Origin of the sequence: uncultured Paraglaciecola sp. (assembly GCF_963977085.1) — a bacterium.
Classification (GTDB): Bacteria; Pseudomonadota; Gammaproteobacteria; order Enterobacterales; family Alteromonadaceae; genus Paraglaciecola.
In genome coordinates this window covers 179,413-204,378 of record NZ_CAXBNC010000004.1, presented here as the reverse complement: position 1 = coordinate 204,378, position 24,966 = coordinate 179,413, and the positions used below count along the sequence as shown (strand labels likewise).

The window sequence follows — 24,966 nt, the reverse complement described above, 5'->3', positions numbered from 1 at the left end:
TTTTTCACTTTATACTGGTTTTAGATTTTAGAATACATTTCGGAGTGGACAGTGTCTTTTAAAGAGCAAAAATTAAAAGCTAATGCCGCCATTATTTTTGCCTGTTTGTTATGGGGCACTACAGGCACAGCTGCGAGTTTCACTCCTAGTGTTAGTCCATTAGCCACAGGGGCATTTGCAATGGGGCTAGGTGGTTTATTACTTGTATTCACCTCACTTAAACATCTAAAAATAGACAGTGTGAAATTATTGTCTCATTACCCCTTATTAATAGTAGGAGGGTTATCGGTGGCGGTGTATCCATTAGCATTTTACAGTTCCATGCGTTTGTCTGGGGTCGCCATAGGCACAGTTGTATCACTTGCCAGCGCACCATTTTTTACCGTGCTATTGGAGTGTCTAATTAGCAATAAATCAGTGGCGAAGAAATGGTTCATCAGTTTTGCCATAGGCGCCCTAGGTATAGTGTTGTTATCAATGGGGAAACTAGATGATATCCAGCAGCAAACCCAAAACCTACATCATTATTTCGGCATAACACTGGGATTGTTGGCGGGCTTGAGTTATGCCCTCTACTCTTGGGTGGCAAAATCTATGATTGACAGAAATATCCATTCAAAATCCGCTATGGCGGCTATGTTTGGTTTAGCGGCTTTAATATTGCTGCCTTCTCTGTTTGTGACTGGAGACAATTTATTCGCATCAACATCAAATACATTTGTTGCATTTTATATGGCAATTATCCCGATGTTTTTGGGCTATGTGTTGTTTGGATATGGATTGAACTATGTTGAAGCAAGTCAGGCAACACTCTTGACCTTGCTCGAACCCGCACTTGCGACAATTATGGCGGTAGTCATTGTAGGAGAAAAATTCAGTGTCATCGGATGGCTAGGTATAGGGTTGATTTTACTGTGTTTGTTGCTGCAGCTAACAAACAAACCCAGTATTCCCCAACCGCAGGCAGCTATTTAGTGATTCATAACAACGGATGTTGTTTTACCTCAACATTGTCAAAAGTCCCCTTGTTGCCGAGTATTCACTTGGCATACTTGGCCTCAAAATTCGGCGTCCACCTTAAAGGTCATAGGGGTTTTGCTAACCGGGTGATTAATCTCTAATCGTTGCGCATGTAAATATAATCGCCTGCCTCGAGTGCCATACAGATCGTCCCCCACTATAGGCATATTTAAACCTTCGCCATGAGCACAATGCACTCGTAATTGGTGGGTACGGCCTGTGTGTGGTGTGAGCAGGACTCTGGTTTGATTTTTCTCGGGATAACGATCCAATACCTGCCAAAAAGTGTGAGCGGTTTTACCCTCTTGGTGGCACACAATTTGTTTGGGTCGGTCGTAATAGTCTCCTCTTAAAGGTAAGGTTATTTCGCCTTTATCTTGCAGCGGTATACCTTCAATCAATGCCACATATTGTTTGTGTACTTCCCTATGTATAAATTGTTTTTGCAAATATTTATTGGCCTGTGGATTAAGGGCCAATACCATCAAGCCTGAGGTAGACATATCTAGCCGATGCACAATCAAAGGCCCAGTTGCTTGTGGAAATTGTTGCTGTATACGCTGGAATACAGAGTCAGATATTTCTTTTCCGGGTACCGATAAAAACTCTGTGGGTTTATTGACTATTAAGATGTCATCGTCTTGGTAGATGATGTCTACACTTTTACTTTCACCATAATTAAATAGTAAGGGGTTTTCATCCAACGTCATGCCAGCCAACATATGTTTTAAAATGGGCTGACATTTACCTGTGCAAGCGGGATAAAACTGCTGATGTTTTTTTACCTCTGATTTGGGCGAGGCTCCCCACCAAAATTCCGCCATGGCTAAGGGCGTTAATTGATGCTTAAAGGCGTATTGCAAAAGTTTAGGTGCGGCACATTCCCCCGCGCCTGCTGGCGGGGTTTTTAGTGCGGTTTCGGCAAATATATCCAGCAAACTTTTAGGTTGTTGGGCTTGATTCAAAAACTGATATTGATTGAATATTCTATTTTGTAAATCCGCTGAGAGGGTTTTTCGTTGTAATTTTAACGCTGCTATTTGATCAGTGAACGCCTTTACCTGTAGCTGCAGTTTGCTGATGCTTTGTAGCCCATGTTCGCCTAATTCCTTTAAGCGCCATTTATCAAAAACACTTTGCTGTGCTAGCGCTTTTAAGCCAGTGTCTGTGACGTGTTTATCTGATTCATTCTGCAGAGCCAGTCGCTGTTTTTTGCGGTTTTTACGATTTTCTATCAGCTCGACCTTGAGTTCCGATAACTGCTGCTCATGCTTTGTTTCTAAGGCACTTAAGTCCTGTTGTAAGGTTAATAATTGCGGACTGTTTTCTAGGGTACTTATCTCTTGATTCAGATTATTAATCGCCACCTTTTCCGACAAAAAGAAACTGTCATCAGCTAATAAATCGAATACTGGTGGCACAAAACCTTGAATATGGTTTTGCTCAGCCAATTTGCCTGAAAAAGCCGAAATAAAGCCTATTTCTCCTTGCTCATTTTTGACCAACAACACACCAAACATTTTGCCTATCACATTCTTTGGGTCATCAGACAAACCAAAGTTGTGTTGCCATTGGTCTTGAGTCTTTAGCTGGTGTTGTAGTTGTGTTGCAGCCAAAATACATAATGGATGTGGCTGATAATAAAAAGGAAAAGTAAAACGACTAGGCAAGTCATACTCTTGTATAGGCGCGTTAAATTGGGTAAAACAGAAGTCTTCAAATTGCATGTCAGACAAGCCAAAATAGGTGGTCACGGATCAATCTCGTAAATAGTATTCTTATTGTATCACTGTCATCATTTTCAATTACCTATTATGTGTATGATGTTAGGCATTCACTTATAAACTCACCCATTATTGCCAGAACTTGAGAGAAAGTATGCATTTAGACCAGTTTCCAAAAACATCCTTAGGCTTTTTCCCTACCCCCTTAGTGGAATTACACAGGCTAAGCCAGGCGCTAGGTGGTCCAAAGATATTCATGAAAAGAGATGATCTTACGGGCTTAGCGTTAGGGGGGAATAAAACCAGAAAACTCGAATACATATTGGCTGACGCCTTAAAACAAGGCTGCGATACTATCATTACCGCGGGTGCTGCCCAATCTAACCATTGCCGCCAAACTGCCGCAGCAGCGGCTAAGCTTAATTTGGAATGTCATTTGTTACTTGGCGGTGAAGCACCACAACAAGCCCAAGGCAACTTACTCTTAGACCAACTATTTGCTTGTCACATTCATTGGACAGGCACTAATCGCAAAGGGCAGGATATCCCACGCATTTATGCACAACTTCAAACTGAAGGTAAAAGCCCTTATGTAGTGCCTTATGGTGGCTCTAATGAATTAGGCGCAGTGGCATTTATTGAGGCTGTAGCAGAGTTACAACAACAAAATAAAGAGGCTGAGTTTTCCCATGTGATATTTGCGTCAAGCTCAGGTGGCACGCATGCTGGATTAATTTTAGGCAAAAAAATTTACAAGCAAACCTTTGAATTAATAGGCATTAATATAGATAAAGAAGCCAATTCAGGATTGCCATTTGAGCAACAAATTACTCAGCTAGTCAACAGTACTGCAACACTTATCGGCCTTGATTATGCTTTCTCGCTAGATAAGTTAGTATTAAATTCTGATTATATAGGTGATGGATATGGCGTTGTAGGTCAAGCAGAAAAAGAAGCCATTGCCTTAACAGCAAAATATGAAGGCATATTATTAGATCCCGTTTATACCGCTAGAGCCATGAGTGGGCTGATTCACCATATTCGCTCAGGTAAACTTACAAAAGATGACAAGGTACTTTTTTGGCATACAGGTGGCGCTCCTGCATTATTTGCCTATGCAGATGATTTAGATTTTTTGCCATGATAACTTCGCCATAAAAAGTCCCTATATCTCATTTAGGCGTCAACGCCCTAACGAATAGACACCTAAGCTATTGCCACTCAGGTCCTTTACTATAAGATTAACACTTTGTTTTTTAATAAATTAATAGGTAGAACTTGATGGAAAAACCCCCAGCTGAGAGCTTTTTAGGCATAACCCCCATATTGTTATTTATGCTCTTAGTGATCGGCAGTGGGCTGTTGACACAAAATTTCTCAACTATGCCCATCTTAGTGGCTTTTGTGATGTCTGCAGGTTTTGCTTTATTGCTTAACAATAAAGCATCGAAATTATCAGTATCCGAAAAAGTTGATATTTTTTGTAAAGGTGGCGGTGACAAAACCATCATTTTATTAGCCATAATTTTTCTTTTAGCTGGGGCTTTTTATGCCGTCACTATCGATATTGGAGCCCGTGACGCCACAGTAAATTGGGCACTTAATTACGTGCCAACTGCCTATCTATTGCCCGGTCTATTTGTCATTGCTTGTTTTATTGCCTTCGCCATGGGCACTTCTATGGGCACTATTACTGCTGTTACACCTATTGGCATAGGTTTGGCCGAAAGCTTAGGCGTACCCGTGCCACTGGCTGTAGGCATTGTGATTGGCGGTGCAATGTTCGGTGACAACTTATCATTTATCTCTGATACCACTATTGCAGCCACTCGAACTCAAGGTGTACAGCTTAGAGATAAATTTAAGGCTAATTTACTGATAGTGTTACCTGCCGCAATTTTAACAGCAGTATTACTTATGTTTGTGGAAATTGATGGCAGTGCGGTTATCACCTCCAATGATTACGATCTTTGGCTAATTCTGCCCTACTTGTTGATTATTAGTTGCGCGTTATTGGGCGTTAACGTCATAGGAGTGTTAGGTGTGGGTATTGGCAGTGCCTGCGTGGTGGGTTTGTCAAAAGGCATATTTACCTACGCCACTATGTTACAAAGCCTGCAAAAAGGCATGGGATGGATGCAAGACATGGTCGCAATCGCATTGCTTATTGGTGGCATAGTGGCACTCATGAAAGCCTATGGCGGTATCCAGTGGTTAGTGAGTCATATCACTAAAGGTATTACCACTAAAAAAGGCGCGGAATACGGCACCGCCGCTTTAGTCAGCGCACTAGATATAGCCACCGCCAACAATACTATTGCCATAGTCACCACAGGCCCCATAGTGAAAGACTTAGGTAAAAAATACCAAATAGATCCAAGGCGCACCGCGAGTTTACTAGATATATTTTCATGTGGATTTCAGGGCTTAGTGCCCTATGGCGGTCAACTCTTAGCCGCAGCCAGTCTTGCCGGCGTCTCTCCCTTGGCACTCACCCCTTATTGCTGGTATCCCATGTTGATTTTAGTATTTGCAGTTTTAGCCATAGCTACGGGTTGGCCAACATTTAAAGACAAAGCAATAGACGATTTTAACTAAGTTGAAATTTGCTTAACTAAGCAGAAACAGGATCCAGTTGTTGCAAGATATCGTACAACCCCGTTTCATCTACCTGCAGCGCTTTTTGTTTGGTTTGCTCTAGCCGAGTTTGAGCAGCAAGGCTGCAGTTAGCGATAACCTCTGCATCTATATCATCGGCTTTATTATGTTGCGATAGAGGTTCAGGATGCATGGCCAACCAAAGATGGGCAGATTGAATTTGCCCTTTGTGTATTAAGTCACTGGTGTGTTGGCAGGTCTGCCAGTATGAATCATTAGCGCTTAAGGGACTGGAGCGGTAATAATTAAGGTCGGTTTTGCGCTCTGTATTTGCATTTATTTCTTGATTTTTTTGTATATGTGGCCGATGTGTGCAGTCTTGCTCAAGCATCGCCAGCAGTAACGCAAACTTTGCCCCTTCACCCGAAGCACGATTGATAGTACCGTTTAGTTCATAGTCACTCGACAATAACGCTTCGTTAGTTGTGTTGAGATCGGATTGACTTGTATTCACTGAGTCGAGCAAAACGGTTTTCGCTAAGAAAATAGAGGTACTTTAGTTATCGCGCTGATTAACAAAGACTTTAGGTATGAATACGCTTAATTGTCTGAATGACTGTTGATTACCAGCAACTTAGGCCAGCTTGTTAGCCATGACTTTTGTTGTATTCTTTGCCAAAAAATCTCTTCATCTGCTTTAGGGTTTACGGTAATAGATCCTTTAAACAGAGGCCTAAGACCAAAGGGCGCAGCAACAGAGATATCTCCTCTAGCATCTAGGGCCACCGCTACAGCGGTTTCTTGTTCTGGCCAAAATGTCATGGCATCAATACTGCTAAGATACTGATTATGCTGATTATGCTGATTTTTGTTATGCATCAATGCTTGGTTTTTGACTTGCCAGTTAACCTTAGGTAGTTTCTCATGTAACTGTTCGGTGGCGTTTATGGCTAACTGACCTTGGGTGTCAGATTGGCAGTAGTAAATAACATCCACATCATTCAACCTAGTGTTTTTATGATGTAAATGATCCCACACTAAATTACGCACAAAACCAGCAGCCACCCAACAATCAGGCAAATCTAAAGTCGATACGGCTCGCAAAATCTCCATTCGAAGTGGATCATTCTCAAGTAAAGTCTGAAGTCTGTGTTGATACTTATCAATCAATGTCGCTATGTCTCATACATTAAATAATATTTTTACCACTGAGAAAACAGAGCGTCGGGCGCCGACGCTTCGCTGCACAGAGAAACTAATAAGATGTTTTTTCTTTGAGTGTGAAACCTCTGTGGTTATTATCCTTGTACTTTTTTAAGACTACCCAAACAACTTAGGGATCAAAACGGGCGTACGTTTTTTGTACGCTTGATATTCAGGGTCATCGGCCCAACGCTCGTTGGCTTGCTCTTCTTGCAGGGAAATCCCGCTGATTTTAGTTAATAATAAAATCACAAATAATGGTGAAATAAGCGTCATAACTTGCCACTGGTATAAAGCGGGGTAAGCAATGATTGCCACACCAACCCACAATAATATTTCACCAAAATAATTGGGATGGCGCGACCGTGACCATAAACCTGATTGAATAAACTCTGTCTGGGTATCTTTTTGTTGTTTAAAAACTCGCTTTTGGTTATCGGCCACCGCTTCAATTGAAAAACCAATTAGCCACAACACTAGACCAACTGCTCCCACCCAACCAAAATCACTTTTATGGCTAGATGTAATCGCAGCAATTGCCGCACCGGCCGTTATTAAGACCCATAATCCTTGTACTGTCCATGCAATAGAAAAGCGCCAGAAGTTAAGTTTAATCTCATCGAAACGACTATCTGATCCTTGTTTACGCACTCTTAAAAACAAAAAACCAGCCAATCGCATAGCCCAAATAGCCACCAAACAAGTAAGGATTAACGAGCGAGTATCAGTTTGTTCACTTTGAGTGTAGGCAAAGATAATAACCGCTAAATAGGTGGCACCACCGGTCAAATCATAAAAGTGTTCTGTTTTAAGTAAGTACGCTGGGATCAGGGCGATCCATTGCACGATAAAAGCAATTAGGGCGCAGCTCGCAAAAATAGACACTCTATTGTCTAATCCCAGATTAAGTAATTGTCCACCATCACTGCCCGCCCAAACCATGGCAATGGCCAAAACAAAAACCACTAGATGAATACTCAAGGCTCGAAAAAATTGCATAGATAAATATCCTCAGTGTTTATAAGGGATAACAGTACAGAGTGCTTTTATACCGCTTCTACTCTTAAAAAGTTCTCTAAACTCATTTTATTTTGACAAATAGTTAAATTGATTGCATTCTGACAGCCTAATTTATAACCGAGTAAGCCAATGAACAATTCAATTGCCAGCATTACCATTGGGATTATTGACTCGGTTATGAAATCTGTGATTTCCCTCCAAGCATAATCTATCAGGGCTTAAAGCCCATATAAAGGCCTTTCAAGCCAAGAAAAAATTAAGTAATACGCTACACAACTATCTCTTTTTTGGTGCGCCAAATAACGTTTTAGATGTGCCAGGCATAGGGACACTATTATGAGAAATCACTCAAATACTCAATCAGAACAACCTAAACAATCTCTGTATAGCTTATTTAAGCAAGCATTAAGCAGTGATAATCAACAAGACTTAACCCAAGGGTCAATTGGCAAAGCGGCATTTTTACTGTCAGTGCCTATGGTGTTAGAAATGATGATGGAGTCGGTATTTGCCATAACCGATATCTTTTTTGTTTCGGCTTTGGGTCCTGCAGCTATTTCGGTTGTGGGTTTAACCGAAGCAGTCATTACTCTGTTATATGCAGTAGCGATAGGTTTAGGCATGGCAGTCACAGCAACTGTTGCTCGTCGCGTGGGAGAGAAAAATATTGCTGGGGCCAATCAAGTGGCGGTTCAAACTATCTGGATAGGCTTGGGTGTGGCTTTGGCGGTAGGTATTCCAGGTAGTATTTACGCAGTGGATATATTGCACCTTATGGGTGCCACCGAAGACGTGGCGATAATGGGCCATGGTTATACTGCCGTTATGTTAGGTGGTTGCGTCAGTATTTTATTTTTGTTTTTATTCAATGCTATTTTTCGTGGTGCAGGCGATGCAAAAATCGCTATGAAGTCTTTGTGGTTGGCTAGCGGCATTAACATTGTTCTCGACCCTATATTAATATTTGGATGGGGTCCCTTTCCTGAAATGGGCTTAACTGGCGCAGCCGTGGCCACTACTATTGGCCGCAGTATTGGGGTGATGTATCAGTTGTACCATTTGTTTTCTATCAGCGGAAAAATACAGCTATATATCCATAAACTACAGCTAGATTTGGCCGTTATCGTCGGCATATTAAAGGTGTCGTTGGGTGGTGTTTTACAATTTTTAATTGCCACTGCCAGTTGGGTGTTTTTAGTCAGGATAGTCTCCCATTTTGGAAGTGACGCCGTTGCTGGTTACACAATTGCGATTAGAATAGTGATGTTCACTATGTTACCCGCTTGGGGTTTAAGTAATGCCGCAGCCACTTTAGTAGGCCAAAACTTAGGGGCCAAACAAGCCACAAGGGCAGAAGTCTCTGTATGGACAATCACTAAATATAACCTTGCCTTTATGTTAACAGTGGCGCTGGCCTTCTATTTTTTCTCAGCCAATATCATCAGTTTATTTACCGATAGTAAAAGTGTGATTGAGTATGGCACGCAATGTTTACAATTTGTCGCTTATGGTTATGGATTTTATGCTGTAGGTATGACTTTGGTACAAGCCTTTAACGGCGCGGGTGATACTATGACACCCACTGTAATCAATTTTGTTTGTTATTGGTTATTACAGATACCAATGGCTTATTGGTTAGCGATTAGCTTAAAAATAGGCCCAGCCGGTGTATTTGCAGCCATTCCATTGGCTTCACTGTTTATTGCTTTTTTGGCATTCATTGTTTTCCGTAAAGGCCGCTGGAAAACCAAGCAAATTTAGCGGTTCATTGACATTTGAAAATAATCCACGAATATAGCGGTCTGTTGAAACTAAATGCGCAATACCATCGTAACAGCAGACCAAGAATTAAAATAAAATACCGGGAAATATCTATGAACAAGTTTTTATGTGCGGGCCTATCTGCCACGTCACTTTTGTTATCGAGCCATGTTTTGGCAGAAAAAGGGCCGCTACAAGCCACCATTAAGGCCAACAATCAACTCGCCGAAACTCGTATTGTTGGGGGTGAAGAAGCCGTTCAGGAAAATTGGCCCTGGATGACAGCCTATGTCTTCACCTTTGAAGATTTCTTAACCACTCTAAGTGTTAATAACATTATTTTCGAAACTAGGGCCTTTACTTCTGGCGCATCAGGTCAAGCAAGTGCCGAAATGGTTTCGTGCGGAATTGCCGACGCAGTCTGTGCAGATGCAACAAGTAAGGTGTGTTTGATTGAACGAGGCGAAGTAGATTTTTCCTTAAAAGTAGACAACTGTGAAGCCGGGGGGGGTATTGGTGCCATTATTTATAACAATGAAGAAGAAGGTAATATCTCAGGTACTTTAGGTGACGATTACACAGGTACCATTCCTGCTGTTGCAGTCACTCGAGAAGACGGTTTAACGCTTCTAGATCAAATCGGCAGCATTGCAACACTATCAGTCAGCGCCACCACTGAATTACAGCAAGACTCTACCTGTGGCGCATCATTTCTAGGCGATAAATGGGTTCTCACCGCAGCACATTGTGTGGATGACGGTAATCCATCTGGCTTTAAAATGAATGTAGGCGAGTACGACTTATCTGATGGCGCTGAAAATGCAATAGATATAGCCAATATCTTTATTCATCCTTTGTACGATGCAGATGAAATCAGTAACGATATCGCGGTTATTGAACTGGTCTCTTCAGTTGAAGCTGCAGCGGTGCAAATAGCAGATCCAGAAGATACCAACCTATGGGCAGTTGAAAATAGTTTAGTCACAGTAGCGGGTTGGGGTGGCCGTGAAGGTTATGCGCCAGGTGAAGGTCCAACATCTGATTTCCCAGATATCTTACACAAGGTTGACTTAAATCTATCCACTAATGCCCAATGTCAAGAAGTCTTAGCCAACACTTTTGGTACGTCAGCAGACAATGTAGGTGTCACCGATGTGATGATTTGTGCTTCCATCCCTGAAGGTGGCAAAGGTTCATGTCAGGGCGACAGTGGCGGCCCCTTGGTTGTAAATACTGGCTCTGGCGTACAACAAGTGGGCATAGTAAGTTGGGGATTTGGCTGCGCTGAAGCGGGCTACCCAGGTGTATACACTCGTGTATCTGAATTTAAAGGCTGGATAACGGCTATCACCGACGGAATTGCGGTACCACAACGCCTAGATTTTGGTTTAGGCCTTGAGGGCATTGCACAAACGACTGAACTGACTGTGACTAACAACAGTGAAATCAATGTTGGCCTGAGCTTTGCGCTTTCTAGTGATAGTGACAGTGACTTTAGCTTGGACACCAGTAATTGTGCCAACTTAGACGCAGCCAGTAGTTGTCAGCTTGGGGTAACTTATCTTCCAGCTACAGCTGACGCAGTCTCAGCTGAATTGATTATTACTACTGATAGCGACCAAGTCTCAACGAGTGCAACTGTGATTACGGGCACAACGCTAGGTTTAGCAGTGGATTTATCAGCAGTTGCTGGCACTGAATCTGACGCGGTCACCCTGTTTAGTGGCGGTTCAAACGGTGCGGCTGGGTGGCTAGCCAATGCAGTTGAAGGTATCGAAAGTGGGACTAATGGTGATTCTCAAGACAGTACATTAGTGGCGCAAATTGAAGGTGAAGGGGTGTTAACTTTTGATTGGTCGGTTTCTTCTGAAGAAAACACCGACTTAGAGGTCACTGATCCAGAATTTGAACCTTACGATGCACTTTACCTCTACGTAAACGGAGAGCTCATTGAATATATATCAGGAGAAGTGGCATTCACTGCAATGAGTATTGATCTAGCTGCAGGTACCAATATCATTAACTGGACCTATAGCAAAGATCCCGCTGTTTCGGTAGAAAACGAAGGAGGATTTATACGCAATTTGGTGTTTACTCCACCGGTAGTTGTAACGCCAACACCTACAACACCTGTAACATCAGGGTCATCAGGCGGTGGTAGTTTAGGATGGATGATACTGAGCTTATTGGCTTTAACATTTAGGTTGAGAACTAAACACTAGTCCTCATCAATCACCTCAAAAAGGCAGGATAAGCCTCACCTATCCTGCCTTTTTTGTATCTAAAATAAATACCTCAAAGTGCTGGGAATCGAATCGGGTAGCTTTTTTGTGTGTCGACTTCATCGAGGTTATCCATAGACGACAAGGTTGCTAAACTATCGCAGGTGCCCAAGTGTGGTGTGCTAGCAGATAGCAAAGTAATACAGCTGGCTAGCAACAAAAATGAACAACACCATAAGCCAATAAGCGCTTTTTTCATCAAGCACACCTAGTGTGTTTGTTTTAAAGATATAAATAGGTCGAAGCTCAAGCCAATAAAGTTTATAAAAGTCGAAAATAAACAGAAATAAAACTTAATAATTATTGGTTTTTAACCTGTTGCCAAGCGGCTTCCATCTGTTCAAGGTTAGCCGTTTCCATACTAAACCCTTGATTATCAATCACTTGCTCAACTTGCCGAAAACGTTTTTCGAATTTACGATTGGCTTTTAGTAATGCAGTTTCAGCATTGACCGAGGTATGTCGTGCTAAGTTAACCACTGCAAATAATAAGTCCCCCACTTCTTCTTCAATGGCCTCTTGATTGGGAGTTGGCTCATTAACTTCAGCTAACACCTCTGCAATTTCTTCATGAATTTTATCCACTATAAGCGGCAACTCAGTCCAGTCAAAACCTACTTTGGCACATTTTTTCTGAATTTTTTGTGCCCGCAACAGTGGTGTCATACCTTCGGGAATATTAGCCAACAAGCTGCGATCAATGGTTTTACCAGCCAAATCTCGTTCTTGTTGTTTAATGGCTTCCCATTGCAGGTGCAGTTCGTCATCGGTTTTTAAATTGCTAGTTTGAAAAACATGGGGATGACGCCTAACCAATTTGTCGCTAATGGCTTGTGCGATCGCCTCAAAATCAAAGGCGTTTTGCTCTTTAGCTAGTTGTGCATAAAACACAATTTGAAATAAAAGATCCCCCAGCTCGTCTTTAATGTCAGCCATATTGCCGCTCAAGATGGCGTCAGCGACTTCGTAGGTTTCCTCAATTGTGTGGGGCACTATAGTTGCAAAAGTTTGTTTTTGATCCCAAGGACAGCCACTTTTGGGGTCTCTTAATTGCTGCATAATTTTTAATAGACGACTAAGTTCAGTATTGGGGGTGTTAGTATCCTTGGGCACTTATTTATCAACCTTAAATACATCAGTGACACCTCTGATTAACTGCAGCCTGCTGATTGCTTTAGACAAGTATGCTAAATTTTTAACTTCTAGGCTTAACTCTATTTTTGCAGTGTTTAATTTGGTATCACTGGAGCTGTTGACCCCTAACAAGGTGACTTGTTCATTAGCAATCACAGTGGTTACATCCCGTAAAATACCGCTTCGGTCTTCGCTCAAAACCTGCACTTTAGTCTGAAACACTGCTTGTAAATTACTGGCCCAATTGACATCTATCTGTCTTTCAGGATGTTGATCGAGTAAATTACTAAGCTGTTCACAATCTTCTCTGTGTACACTCACTCCGCGCCCTTGAGTGATATAACCCATGATTGATTCACCTGGCAAAGGTTGACAACACCCCGCTATTTGATTCATTAGGTTACCCACACCTTCAACCACTACACTGTCTTTCTTAAACTTAGCGGATTGGGGCTTTTTCGCTTTAATTTTTAATTCGGGTTCAGGTGCAAACTTTTGTTGTAAAAAATGTACAACTTGCATAATGCGTATATCGCCGCCACCAATAGCGGCATACAAATCCTCAAGATTTTGCATGTTAAAACGTGAAACGGCATCAGCGGCTAGTTTTGATTCAAGGTTCACTTTACCCAGTTCTCTGTCTAGTAGCTCTTTACCAGCCACTTGATTTTTGTCTTTATCCTGCCTTTTAAAATAGGTTTGAATTTTGGCCCGAGCACGAGATGAATAGACATATCCTAAACCTGGATGCATCCAATCTCGACTGGGATTTGAACGTTTACCCGTAAGAATTTCGACTTGGTCGCCGGTTTGTAATTCATAAGTAAAAGGGACAATTCTGCCGGCAATTTTGGCTCCAATACATCTATGCCCCACATTACTATGAATGTAATAGGCAAAATCTAGCGGTGTTGAACCGAGTGGCAAGTCCACCACATCACCTATAGGGGTAAACACATACACCCGATCATCAAATACCTGACTGCGTAACTCTTCCACTAAATCGCCACTCTCGGCGACCTCTTCTTGCCAAAGTAGAATTTTACGCAACCAGTTTATACGTTCTTCATAACCTGAACGACTCGAGGTTGTGCCTTCTTTGTAGCGCCAATGTGCCGCCACACCTAACTCGGCGTCTTCGTGCATCTTGGCAGTACGTATTTGAATTTCGATGGTTTTACCTTGTTTTCCCAAGGTCACAGTATGAATAGATTGATAACCATTGGGTTTTGGGGTGGCGATATAATCATCAAATTCGTTAGGAATATGTTTCCAATTGGCGTGCACTACGCCCAATGCTGCATAACAATCCTGCAGGCGTTCGGCAATAATCCGCACCGCTCGTATGTCATAAAGTTGTTCAAAACTAAGTTGTTTTTTCTGCATCTTTTTCCAGATGCTGTAAATATGTTTAGGCCTGCCATAAACTTTAGCTTTGATATTTTGTGAATCTAATACAGCTTGTAATTCACTTACAAAGTCTTCGATATATTGCTGACGATCCGCTCGGCGTTCGTCTAATAACTTCGCAATTTGTTTATAGGTAACGGGATGCAAATAGCGAAAAGAGTGATCTTCTAGTTCCCACTTTAATTGTCCAATACCTAGACGGTTCGCTAAGGGTGCATAAATATTAGCGCATTCACGCGCCACCAACACTCGGGTTTCTTCATCTGCATGTTTGACTTTTTGTAAGGCACAAATACGCTCAGCAAGTTTAAGCACCACAGCGCGAACATCTTCAACCATGGCCAGCAACATTCGGCGCACGTTATCAATCTGCTCTTCATCGTTTTTCTTTTTACTGTTGGCTCGAGAATGCAACGACTTGATTGCATCCATGCGCCTCACACCCACAATTAACTTTTGAATTCCTTCGCCAAACTGCTCTTTAATCTGCTCTTCATCCAGTTTGTGCACTTCACAATAAGGATAAATCAGTGCCGCTTGCAAGGTTTCATCATCCATGTGCAATTCGTGCAGTATCTCTACCATTTCCTGGCCAATAAGCAGAATTTCTGGGGTGTCGGATACATCTCTGAGCTTTTGTTTGCTTGCCTCAGGCAGGTTTAAGCCTGCCAACCATTCATTAAAAGGTGGGCGGTGATCTTCATGTACTGTACGAATTGAAACCATATAAATCTGTCCTACTTCACCGAAATGTGATTCGCTAGGTAAAGCAATAATTGCCTGTTGTAAAATGTGCCAAGTTTATTTCATCAGGTTACTTGGGTATTAATTTCGTAATACATTCATTCTTTTATACTTTTTGCATGTAACTTTCATGCTACTTTCATATTACGAGCCAACATTTATTGCGTAAACCGCCCCAATTGCGAGGCATAAACCACTAGACTATTTTCAGATGCATCATGCTAGCGCTTAGTGGCACCAACTTTGTGCGTTTACCACTGATAATTTCATGTCGACTTAAATTTAACTAGACTCTAAGACAACAGTCGCCATAGCATAATGCTGCTCATCTGAAATTGAGATAAAACTACTGTTAATCGCACTTTTTTCGCAGAGTTCAGCAAATTTTCCTGAAAAAACAAGTGTAGGTTGACCTGATGTCAAACTCACCACTTCTACATCCTGAAAACTAACTCCGCTTCCTATACCTGTGCCCAAGGCCTTTACTGCTGCTTCTTTGGCGGCAAAACGTTTAGCCAAAAAACGTTCGGGAAATTTGTGAGCATTAAAGGTCAGCATCTCTGTTGCCGTTAATACTCGCTGTGCTAGACGATGTGACTTATTTAATTGCTTCGCAATTCTGGCAATCTCCACTACATCGGTTCCCAGCCCCATAATCGCCATAGCGCTTAAGCTCGCGCTTCTTGCATCAAGCGACGCATATCAGCCACAGCTTGATGCAAACCATCAAAGGCGGCACGGGCTATAATTGCATGGCCAATATTGAGTTCATACAACTCAGGAATAGCCGCAATAGCTTTGACATTATGGTAATGCAAACCATGACCAGCATTGACTTTCAGGCCTTTTGAATGGGCGTATTGAATACCTTCGATCAAAATAGCCAATTCTTTTTGTTGCTCGGCTTCATTTTTAGCTTCAGCGTATTGCCCAGTATGGATCTCAATATAAGGTGCATTGGCAGCAACTGCTGCATCAATTTGTTTTTTATCCGCATCAATAAATAACGAAACCAAAATTCCTGCTGCCGCTAAGCGCGAACAGGCAGCATTCATTCTCGATTGATTACCTGCCACATCTAAGCCGCCCTCTGTAGTTAACTCTTCGCGTTTTTCAGGGACCAAACAACAAAACTCTGGGCGTATTTGCTCTGCAATCAACAGCATTTCTTCCGTTACCGCCATCTCGAGATTCATGCGAGTCTGAATTGTTTGTTTTAGAATACGTACATCGCGGTCGGTAATATGTCGTCTGTCTTCACGCAAATGCACGGTTATGCCATCGGCACCAGCGCGTTCTGCCACTTCTGCAGCGTGAACTGGATCTGGGTAGGATGTACCTCTAGCATTGCGTAAGGTCGCTATGTGATCAATATTTACACCAAGTAACACTTCTTTCATTTCACATTTCCAATTTTGTTGCCAGCCGACCAAGTTTGTTGGAACAACTCTCGACTCTTTAAAGGTTTGTGGCCAAGTAATGGTGAGAGTGCCATTCTAGTAATTCGTTTTGCACATTGTAAACTGTTCGGCGTCCAAACATGATGACTTACTTGTAACAATGCTTCTCCAGAGAATCGATTGCTGCCTTGTGCCAAATTATCTATGCGTTTAATACCATTTTCTAGTACCAAACAATAATCAACATCGGCCTCTACAGGCTGACCATTTTCATAGTCGTGAGTTAAATCGAATCCATACCCCATATCATCCAACAGCAATAACTCAAACTGGCGTAAACAAGGCTCGATATCGCCATCATTCGCCAACCATCGCAGGCTTTGTTGATAACATTGAAATAACTCAGGGTGCGGCACTTCTTTAGGTAACAACCTATTAAGCAACTCGTTTAAATACATGGCTGAAAATAGTTGATGGCCAACAAGTTTCAGCATAGAACCGGTTGGCTCTAATTGATTGAGGTTGCGTAGCTCATGCTTACCTGAAATAGATAACAGCAAGGGTTGAAATGATTGCAATAAACTTTTTTTATCGCCTTTATTTCCCCTGACACCTCTGGCTACGGCACTCACCTTACCTAGTTCAAGGGTAAATAAGTCTGTTAAATAACTGGTTTCTCGATAGGAACGTCGATGTAACAAAAAGCCAGTAAGTTGCTCAGGTACCAACAGCAAATCCCTTATAAAAGGAGCTGAATGCTAACTTACTTTGATGCGCACAACTTTCATGGCTTCAAACTCCATGCCGGCAATTTCTTCGGTCATAGGGTAATAAGTTAAATTCACTCTAGCATCAGTCAGATTTTTATATACTTTCCTACGACGAAATTTAAAAGGCACGTCTGTACCTTCAACCATCAAAGTATTCAAAAACCAATCATCGTCTTTGCGTTGAACATGAGACACCACAACCAACTCCTCTGAATGAGTAAGGTTATCGTGTTTATCCAGTAATTTTTCTACATCGGATTTTTTTGCCATGATCACTAGTTAGTTATTAAAAAAGTAAGTCTAGCACTTTTCCTAATTTCACTAAAGAAGGTTAATGCTTAGAATCTCTGTTTCGGTATTTAATTCAAGGGTTCAGATGTTTTTGAAACCACTTTTGCCCTTAGGCCTAACACTTTTTCATCTGCTACGGACACCCTATCCGATACTTCAATGATTATATTGGTTTTTATATTAGAGATACCATTCTGACCTGATTGAGCAGGTTCATAACTGAATTCAAGATCTTCTGGGTAAAAATGTACTTCTATATCGGTATCGCTAAACGGCTTAGCATCAGGTAGCAGTTGTGCACCACTGCCGTTGTCCCTCGCCATGTAGACTAAACTGTTTTCAGAACAGTAAGCACTGTTACTAACACGTATGCGCTCAATCGGCATCACAGAAGGTAATTCAAATTGCTCTGCCAGTTTACAATCTTCTAAAGCTAGGGTGGCGTAGGTATCTTCACACTGCTTTTGCTCGAAGCGTGACTCAGCTTGCTTTAACTTACGCTGTGCTGGTTTACAGGTATCCTTAGGTTTAGCTGGTTTTTGTACTTTCTTTTTCCCACCCATTGCTTCTGACATAGCCGTTTTTAAGTAGGCAGAGGTTTCTTGTACACATGTTTGATAGGTTTGCATGTCAACACCCGGACCATAAGTACCGCAGGTTTCAGTGAGACAAGCTTGCATATCTTGAGCGAGGGTCGCTAAATTAATAGGATCGGGAAGCGAACATTGAGGTTCAATTGTGGGGTCGGGCTCCACTTCTACCACTTCAGTCAGCCCACAACTACTTGCTTGGGCCTGTTCGAGATCCGCTTTTGCCTGTTTAATATCTTCAGCATAACGGTCGCACCTATCTACTTTACTTTGGGCCTTGCGATTGTTGGATTCACATTGTCTGACCCGCTGTTTCGCTGCATTTTGCGCCATGGTTTTATTGCGTACGGGGGCGTCTTTAGGCATTTCAGGTGAGTAACAACTGCTTGCAAATCTAAGGGTGTCAGATTGATACCTAAGCTCAAGAGGAATATCAAAACGTGATGGTAATTGTTGCGATAACTTGACTATCCAGTTCTTGTAATCAACACGTAACCCTGACAGTTCGTCATAACTTGGGGTTCTGCGCTGGGCATTAAAAAATCGCCCTGCATAAGGACTTTCCGAATTTTTCTCGTAAATCCAGCGCGCACTTAACATTGCATCTAGCGTGCGGTCAGTTATTTTTTCAGGTGCAAATTTAACTAACAATAAATCCTCAATAAAAGGATTAAGCTTTACGGGTGAACTAAACTGATGTGCTTTGGGTGGCTGTAACGCTTTTATTTGAGTATAGCTCGCGGCGCCTTGCATTTGCGCACTGGTTTCGCTCCACCAAATGTTGTCATTTTGGTCAATAATCGACACTTTATTCACTTTTGCTAACAATAAAAAATCGATAAATTCTTGGCTTTTTCCCCGTTTAGTTTCTACTTGGTGTGTGGCGCGTAATGTCGGTGATTGTAATTCGATAACGACTCGCCAACCTGGATAAGTACTGGCTCGCACTAAAGCAACAGCTTGCTCAGAAGTTAAAGATGAGACATCTAAACTGTTGGGAATAGTAATTTGTTTGTTCAAGCCCAATAACTGCATCCTAGGGGTATAATTCAAATTCAACACGCTTCCCCAATGGATAACACAATCCTTAGATTTACGTTTAGCATTATTCGAACAACCACCTTTAGGGTTATTGGTTAAGTCTCCCACTTCTGACTCAGAAGTACGCAGGTAATACACGACATTATCGCCTATAGCCGTTGGTAATAATTCATTTCTTGTAACTGGAAACATCCCCGTTTTTTTATCAAATTCTAAGGTTTGAGTGTCCTGTTGATAACGCAACTCTTTCATTTGCAGGGTTAGGGTTAAATGCTCTATTTTTTGGGAATTGGCTAAATCTAATGCAAATTGTTTAATCAGGTTTTTATCTTCACCTTCAGCAGCTAAATGCATGGCTGCTTGACTCACTTGCAAATGCCCTTGCCTAAAAACTGTCGCAAGATTTAGCCCCCAAGGCACACTGGCAAGTGTGTCTGGCCACATAGGCTGTTTCTCAAGCATGTCGCCGTAACCCAAAATATAGTCGTAAAAAGCTTGGCGTTGCACTGCATTCATTTGCTGCTTATCTTGCCAACTAAATGTCGAAAATGTAGCTAGATCTTCGGCTCGTTTAACGTTAGAAACCAAATCTTTTTGCTTGTAGCTAGATTGGGACGCGGCATTTTGCTTGGCACGCTCAATGTTTTCTTGGCGCCTAATGTGATCTTCCCAAAAATTTCGCTCAGTGACGGGAATAATTCGCCACATGGACTCAAAATAACTATCTTTTAGCTCCTCCTGTTGCAAAAACATCAAGGGAATAATGCGGTTGTCCAATGGTTTTGTTTGCTTAACTGTTTGATACTTTGCCTTTGATATCGCTGCATCTAAAGGGTCTTGTTTATCTGTATAATTTTCAAGTGGTAAACTTGCCTCTGCCACTTTTTGTTGCAGTTCGAGATCTGCAAATATTTCTATTTTAGGGCTGGCAAAGCGATAAACCCACTCGCCAGTGTTGATGATATTTCTATGACCTTTGAAAGCAAAAGGTAAAATATCCAACTTAACTAAGGTATACAATTGCCGACTTCCGCCCCCTGCCACCAACTCTTTAGCCTGCTGGCGCCCCATAGCTAAAGTCACTTGATAACTTCTGGGGTATTGAATGTTTTTAAACTCCTCAGCTGTGCCTTGGGGCGCATACCTAACTGAATGTTGGAGTTTGCTTGAATTAAAAAGTTGCCGTTGCAAACCACTTTCATTGTAGGCTTTGGCATCATTATAGGGTGAATAAAAACTGTGCGGCAGATTAAAACGAAACGCGAAACTCCCTGTATCAAATTGATAATTGCCTAAATTCACTTTTGAAACCAACCACAGCTGGTTAAAAGTCTTGATATTTTTACGGTAGTTAACAAAGTCCTGATAATGTGAATTCATCAAATTATCAGTGATATCCCTTACTTCAAATTCATCGGGACGACGATATTCCGCCCCTGGTTTCGTAGTATTTTCAACCATGATTTGGTCGACACTTTTAGCCCCGCAGGGGGAGTTCATATTTAAGCAAAAAGTAGCTTGATGGGCTTTAGGACGCATTGAAAAGGCCATCATTTCGATATGCTGTGACCAAAATTGTGTTTGTTGACTATGTTCAATGAAGGTATTTTGGCACTGCTCGACTCTAACCTTATATCCTTTAAGATTATCGTAACAGTCAGAAAACTGCTGCATGTATTGAAGCTTACTGATTAACCCAATGGAATAGTTGTGCAATTCAATGTCACTCACCGACTGATTGCTGTTAGGCTCTCCTATTCGTGGCAGACCTTTATAAGTGTTTAGTTGGATGAGCCTATAATCATTGGTCCCAGGCGACAGGGTAATATTGCCGTAGACAGATAAGCTGAAAAAAAACCCACTCAATAAAAGGGTGAGAGTAAGGGGAGGAGCGGCGAACTTATTCAAAAACATGCTCTGTTCCTTGAAGACATTTTGGATTAGTTAGACTAACTATAATGCCAGAACAGTACAAAAAACAAACAACAAATTCACCCTTTTACTTATTTATAGGGCAATCATTCCTTCCACCAGCAACTGCAAGCTAGTTCTACCTCGGAATTCATTAATATCTAACTTGTAAGCCAAATTCACATGAGAACATTGCGCATTAGGCCAAAGATCTAAATCAATATTAAAAGCGATAGCGTCAATTAACACGCCACTTTCATGTTTCACCATCATTTTAAGGTGTTTACTGCCCACTAAACGTTGATCCATTAATTGAAACTCACCATCAAAAAGTGGCTCAGGAAACCCCTGCCCCCACGGACCTGCTTCTTGCAAACATTGGGCAAACGCTAATGTAAAATCTTCAGTCTGTAACTCACCATCAGAAATTAACTCACCTGCCAAAGGTTTATCTTTCAGGTTTTCTTCAGCAATTTGCTGAAACACTTGCTCGAATGCAGCAAGATTTTTTAATGGCAAACTCATTCCCGCAGCCATGGCATGCCCACCAAATTTGCCAATGATGTCGGGGTAACGATTATTGATCTCTTCTAATAAATCACGGATATGTAAGCCTGGAATCGAACGGGCCGAACCTTTTAAGGTGTCATCGTCTTGATGGGCAAAAGCGATGGTTGGGCGAAAATATTTATCTTTGATACGCCCCGCTAAAATGCCAATGACACCTTGATGATAATCGGCTTGGTACAACACTAACCCGTAAGGTAATTTATTGGCCTGAATATTCAGACCTTCTAAGACTTTTACGGCTTCTTGCTGCATTGATCCTTCTATTTCGCGCCTTTCTCGATTTAAACTATCAAGCTGCACAGCGATTTGCCTTGCACGTGCCGGATCATCCGTTAGCAAACATTCAATGCCCAAAGACATATCATCCAATCTACCCGCAGCATTGAGCCGTGGCCCTACTACAAAACCTAAATCAGAGGCCACCAAACGACTTTTTTCTCTGCCCGCTACTTCTATGATCGCCTGAATGCCGGGGCGGCACTTATCACTGCGGATCCGTTGCACTCCTTGGTGCACCAATATTCTATTGTTTTCATCTAATGGCACAACATCGGCCACTGTGCCTAAAGCCACTACATCTAATAGGTCCGCTAAATTTGGCACTGCTAACCCTTGTTGTTGCAGCCAGCCATTGGATTTTAACTCGGCCCGCAGCGCCAGCATTAAATAAAATGCTACCCCAACCCCCGCTAAGTTTTTAGACAAAAAACCACAGCCAGGTTGGTTTGGATTCACAATGGCATCGGCAATAGGTAAAGACTCAGCCGCTAAATGATGATCAGTCACTATGACAGTTATGCCCAAAGATTTGGCTCTTTCTACACCAGCAAAACAGGCAATACCATTGTCTACTGTCATGATCACGTCAGCTTGTTGCTGAGCAGCAACATCGACTATTTCAGGGCTTAAACCATAACCAAAATCAAAACGATTCGGTACAAGATAATCATGATTAGTCGAGCCCATCATACGCAGCGCCATTATACTTAAGGCAGTACTAGTGGCACCATCAGCATCAAAATCACCCACAATAATGATTTTTTTATGGGTGGCTATGGCCTCTGCCAAAAGACTAACGGCTTTATCAACACCTTGTAATTGATCGTAATGCAATAGTGCTTTTGCGCTGCGATTCAGTTGGGCTGCATTTTCTACACCTCTATCGGCATATATTTGTTTTAATCTTGGATGCAACTGTTGGGGAAGGTGTTGGCTATCTTTTTTTGGTCTGCGGCTGATTTGCACTTAACTAATTACCCAGTGGGGAAGTAAAAATAAAAAAGCCTGCAACAGACACTGATTGTCTTAATACAGGCTTATGAATGTAATGATTAAGGCAGGAAACTACATAAGCGCTTTTAGTGCTTGCTCGAGTTGTTTAGGCGGCTGGTAACCCGGTATCACTGAACCATTAGGCATGATGATGTTAGGCGTACCGTTTACTCCAATTTTTTGGCCAAATGCGTATTCCTCTGCCACTTGGGTTTGGCAGTTTTTAGTGGCTACTGTGCCACCCGCTTTCGCTTTATTCATGGCTTCTTGCTTATTATCCGCGCACCAAACTGAAACCATATCGGTATAAGAACTACTCTTTAATCCACCACGAGGAAAAGCGAGATATCTTACAGTTATGCCGAGGTCATTGTATTGATCCATTTCGTTATGCAACTTACGGCAATAACCACAGGTAATATCAGTAAATACATTAACTACATATTTTTCGTTATCTGCTTTATATTCGATAACATCATCTTTGAATTTTTTTAAACCATCTAAACGTATTGCTCCAAGAGCATCTTCGGTGACATTACGCATACCTTCATCAATATTATAAATACTTGCACGAAACAAATATTTACCGTCTTGGCTGGCGTAAAATAAACCTTTGTCTGATATGACTTGCAATAAGCCTGGCACTGGCGCATCGCCTATTGCACTTACAGAGGTACCAAGAATGGTTTGTAGTTTCGCTTTCACTTGGTCATAGTTACCTGTATCGCTCGAAGCAGATAAGTTAAAACTAAGGATTAAGATGAATCCGCTTAATACAGCGTTTATTTTTGTCCACTTTTTCATAGTGTTTTCCAATTAATAACATGACTTATATGACCCTAAATGCGGGAAATAATTTCAAATAGATACCGATACTAGTTTATCTGAACAGAAAATGGAAACCAATGGCTAATACGTATGTAAATGTAAACCAAGGCCTAGTATATCTTATGAGTTTCCCGTTATCCTCTTGGATGATGTTCTGCTACCAATTTTTGCAATCGCTCAGTCGCTACATGAGTGTATATTTGTGTGGTAGATAGATCACTGTGCCCCAACAACATTTGTACCACACGTAAATCTGCTCCGTGATTAAGTAAGTGGGTTGCAAAGGCATGGCGCAAAGTATGCGGAGATAAGTCAGTCTGAATATTAGCCATCTGGCTGTAAAGTTTAATACGATGCCAGAATGTTTGGCGGGTCATGGCCACGCCACGTTTGCTGGGGAAAACAATGTCACTTTCAGATTTAAGTAATGCACCACGCCCTTGTTTTAAAAACTTTGCTACCCAGTCAACCGCATCTTCACCTAAAGGCACTAACCTTTCCTTATTACCTTTTCCAATGATTCTCACTACACCTTGTTGCAGACTCAATTGATCTAATCGTAAGCTAACTAATTCTGTCACTCGCAAACCTGTGGCGTACAACACCTCTAACATAGCTTTATCACGTAGTTGAATGGGATCGTCGGTTTTAGGTGCATTGAGTAAGTCGATGACTTCAGTTTCGGTTAAGGTTTTAGGCAGAGATTGAGGAAGCTTGGGGTTTTGTAATAGGCTCACTGGATCATCACTGCGAATTTTTTGTCGCAGCATATATTGGCACAAACTTCGAAGGCTGCTTAAAAACCGCGAAGTGCTACGCTCAGATAATCCGCTGTCATATCGAGTGGCTAGATATTGATGTAGCTCGTTCTGGTTAAAATCAATCAATAACACTGGCCTGCCTTCGTCACCTTGCAGCGCCAAATACAGTGCAAACTTAGTTAAATCAGAGCGATATGCACTAAGGGTGTTTTCACTTAGTCCCTTTTCAAGCCACATAGCCTCAACAAACTCTTCGATTTGGCTAGCGTCGCCACTATTTAATGCCATAAAAACGAAGCTTTAGTGAGGTCGCCAAGACCATAGCTACTGAACATGATCTTCACCACACTGCCAACAAAGTTCAAAGTTTGCCGTATTAGTCTCGTGACATTTAGCACAAACCCAAGGGGATTGATCTAGAGGCTGAGACTCAAATGCCTCGATAAACTGTTGTGCTTTAGGCAACCATTGGGGATCACTAATCCACACCTCAGGCAATACATCCATAGGCGATAATTCACCCATTGCGCCTATGGCAAACTCATTTTTGACAAAATTTGGTATGCCTTTTTCATCAAGTAATTGTTTGATTTGAAAAACCATAAAGCGATCAAAATGACTATAAACTTTAATCAA

General features: G+C 41.8%; 21 protein-coding genes. 5 read left to right on the top strand and 16 right to left on the bottom strand.

Going from position 1 to position 24,966, the window contains the following annotated elements; all coding sequences use genetic code 11:
* Nucleotides 1–51 precede the first annotated feature (51 nt).
* Nucleotides 52–975 carry an EamA family transporter gene (locus AAC000_RS06755; RefSeq protein ID WP_339721221.1) on the top strand — a complete coding sequence of 308 codons (924 nt, stop codon included), beginning with the start codon at nucleotides 52–54 and terminating at the stop codon, nucleotides 973–975.
* 83 nt (nucleotides 976–1,058) lie between these two features.
* Here the strand turns inward: AAC000_RS06755 and AAC000_RS06750 are convergent, their stop codons facing one another.
* Nucleotides 1,059–2,747, bottom strand: a complete 1,689-nt coding sequence (locus AAC000_RS06750) for a pseudouridine synthase (RefSeq protein ID WP_339721419.1) — start codon at nucleotides 2,745–2,747, stop codon at nucleotides 1,059–1,061.
* Between the two features lie 151 nt (nucleotides 2,748–2,898).
* Between AAC000_RS06750 and AAC000_RS06745 the strand changes: the two genes are divergently transcribed.
* Nucleotides 2,899–3,888, top strand: a complete 990-nt coding sequence (locus AAC000_RS06745; protein ID WP_339721219.1) for a D-cysteine desulfhydrase family protein — start codon at nucleotides 2,899–2,901, stop codon at nucleotides 3,886–3,888.
* A gap of 137 nt (nucleotides 3,889–4,025) precedes the next feature.
* Nucleotides 4,026–5,342, top strand: coding sequence for a Na+/H+ antiporter NhaC family protein (locus AAC000_RS06740; RefSeq protein WP_339721217.1), 1,317 nt, complete (start codon nucleotides 4,026–4,028; stop codon nucleotides 5,340–5,342).
* 16 nt (nucleotides 5,343–5,358) lie between these two features.
* Here AAC000_RS06740 and AAC000_RS06735 read toward each other — a convergent pair whose 3' ends face one another.
* From AAC000_RS06735 to AAC000_RS06725, 3 genes are all read right to left on the bottom strand, one after another.
* Nucleotides 5,359–5,856 (bottom strand): VC2046/SO_2500 family protein, encoded by a 498-nt coding sequence (locus AAC000_RS06735; protein ID WP_339721216.1) that lies wholly within the window; start codon nucleotides 5,854–5,856, stop codon nucleotides 5,359–5,361.
* An 86-nt stretch (nucleotides 5,857–5,942) separates the two neighbouring features.
* Entirely contained in the window at nucleotides 5,943–6,512 is a 570-nt protein-coding gene (locus tag AAC000_RS06730) for a nucleotidyltransferase family protein (protein WP_339721215.1), read from the bottom strand.
* Between the two features lie 150 nt (nucleotides 6,513–6,662).
* Nucleotides 6,663–7,544, bottom strand: a complete 882-nt coding sequence (locus AAC000_RS06725) for a DUF1295 domain-containing protein (RefSeq protein WP_339721214.1) — start codon at nucleotides 7,542–7,544, stop codon at nucleotides 6,663–6,665.
* Between the two features lie 357 nt (nucleotides 7,545–7,901).
* On the opposite strand from AAC000_RS06725, the gene AAC000_RS06720 reads away from it, so the two are divergent.
* Both AAC000_RS06720 and AAC000_RS06715 read left to right on the top strand, forming a co-directional pair.
* Entirely contained in the window at nucleotides 7,902–9,326 is a 1,425-nt protein-coding gene (locus tag AAC000_RS06720; RefSeq protein ID WP_339721213.1) for an MATE family efflux transporter, read from the top strand.
* A 113-nt stretch (nucleotides 9,327–9,439) separates the two neighbouring features.
* On the top strand, nucleotides 9,440–11,548 hold the full coding sequence (locus AAC000_RS06715) for a trypsin-like serine protease (protein WP_339721211.1): 2,109 nt from the start codon (nucleotides 9,440–9,442) through the stop codon (nucleotides 11,546–11,548).
* A gap of 73 nt (nucleotides 11,549–11,621) precedes the next feature.
* Here AAC000_RS06715 and AAC000_RS06710 read toward each other — a convergent pair whose 3' ends face one another.
* The 12 genes from AAC000_RS06710 to AAC000_RS06655 form a co-directional block, all read right to left on the bottom strand.
* Nucleotides 11,622–11,807 carry a hypothetical protein gene (locus tag AAC000_RS06710; RefSeq protein WP_339721210.1) on the bottom strand — a complete coding sequence of 62 codons (186 nt, stop codon included), beginning with the start codon at nucleotides 11,805–11,807 and terminating at the stop codon, nucleotides 11,622–11,624.
* 101 nt (nucleotides 11,808–11,908) lie between these two features.
* Complete coding sequence (gene mazG / locus AAC000_RS06705; protein WP_339721208.1) at nucleotides 11,909–12,721, bottom strand: nucleoside triphosphate pyrophosphohydrolase; 813 nt, start codon at nucleotides 12,719–12,721, stop codon at nucleotides 11,909–11,911.
* A complete protein-coding gene (gene relA, locus AAC000_RS06700) occupies nucleotides 12,722–14,878 on the bottom strand; it encodes a GTP diphosphokinase (protein WP_339721206.1) in 2,157 nt (718 codons plus the stop codon). It abuts the gene before it with no gap.
* A 300-nt stretch (nucleotides 14,879–15,178) separates the two neighbouring features.
* Nucleotides 15,179–15,559 carry a holo-ACP synthase gene (gene acpS, locus AAC000_RS06695; protein ID WP_339721205.1) on the bottom strand — a complete coding sequence of 127 codons (381 nt, stop codon included), beginning with the start codon at nucleotides 15,557–15,559 and terminating at the stop codon, nucleotides 15,179–15,181.
* A 5-nt stretch (nucleotides 15,560–15,564) separates the two neighbouring features.
* On the bottom strand, nucleotides 15,565–16,296 hold the full coding sequence (gene pdxJ / locus AAC000_RS06690; RefSeq protein WP_339721204.1) for a pyridoxine 5'-phosphate synthase: 732 nt from the start codon (nucleotides 16,294–16,296) through the stop codon (nucleotides 15,565–15,567).
* Nucleotides 16,293–17,024 carry a DNA repair protein RecO gene (gene recO / locus AAC000_RS06685; RefSeq protein ID WP_339721203.1) on the bottom strand — a complete coding sequence of 244 codons (732 nt, stop codon included), beginning with the start codon at nucleotides 17,022–17,024 and terminating at the stop codon, nucleotides 16,293–16,295. Before recO ends, pdxJ begins: the two co-directional genes overlap by 4 nt.
* A gap of 30 nt (nucleotides 17,025–17,054) precedes the next feature.
* The gene (locus AAC000_RS06680; RefSeq protein WP_339721201.1) at nucleotides 17,055–17,336 is read right to left on the bottom strand and encodes a hypothetical protein; all 282 of its coding nucleotides are present in this window, start codon (nucleotides 17,334–17,336) and stop codon (nucleotides 17,055–17,057) included.
* A gap of 89 nt (nucleotides 17,337–17,425) precedes the next feature.
* Nucleotides 17,426–20,902, bottom strand: a complete 3,477-nt coding sequence (locus tag AAC000_RS06675) for a hypothetical protein (RefSeq protein WP_339721200.1) — start codon at nucleotides 20,900–20,902, stop codon at nucleotides 17,426–17,428.
* A 93-nt stretch (nucleotides 20,903–20,995) separates the two neighbouring features.
* Nucleotides 20,996–22,714 (bottom strand): single-stranded-DNA-specific exonuclease RecJ, encoded by a 1,719-nt coding sequence (gene recJ, locus AAC000_RS06670; RefSeq protein WP_339721198.1) that lies wholly within the window; start codon nucleotides 22,712–22,714, stop codon nucleotides 20,996–20,998.
* A gap of 99 nt (nucleotides 22,715–22,813) precedes the next feature.
* Nucleotides 22,814–23,545: a bifunctional protein-disulfide isomerase/oxidoreductase DsbC gene (dsbC, locus tag AAC000_RS06665; RefSeq protein ID WP_339721196.1), complete on the bottom strand. Its 732-nt coding sequence runs from the start codon at nucleotides 23,543–23,545 to the stop codon at nucleotides 22,814–22,816.
* A gap of 158 nt (nucleotides 23,546–23,703) precedes the next feature.
* Complete coding sequence (gene xerD, locus AAC000_RS06660; RefSeq protein ID WP_339721195.1) at nucleotides 23,704–24,618, bottom strand: site-specific tyrosine recombinase XerD; 915 nt, start codon at nucleotides 24,616–24,618, stop codon at nucleotides 23,704–23,706.
* Between the two features lie 36 nt (nucleotides 24,619–24,654).
* Nucleotides 24,655–24,966, bottom strand: a complete 312-nt coding sequence (locus AAC000_RS06655; protein WP_339721193.1) for a DUF2007 domain-containing protein — start codon at nucleotides 24,964–24,966, stop codon at nucleotides 24,655–24,657.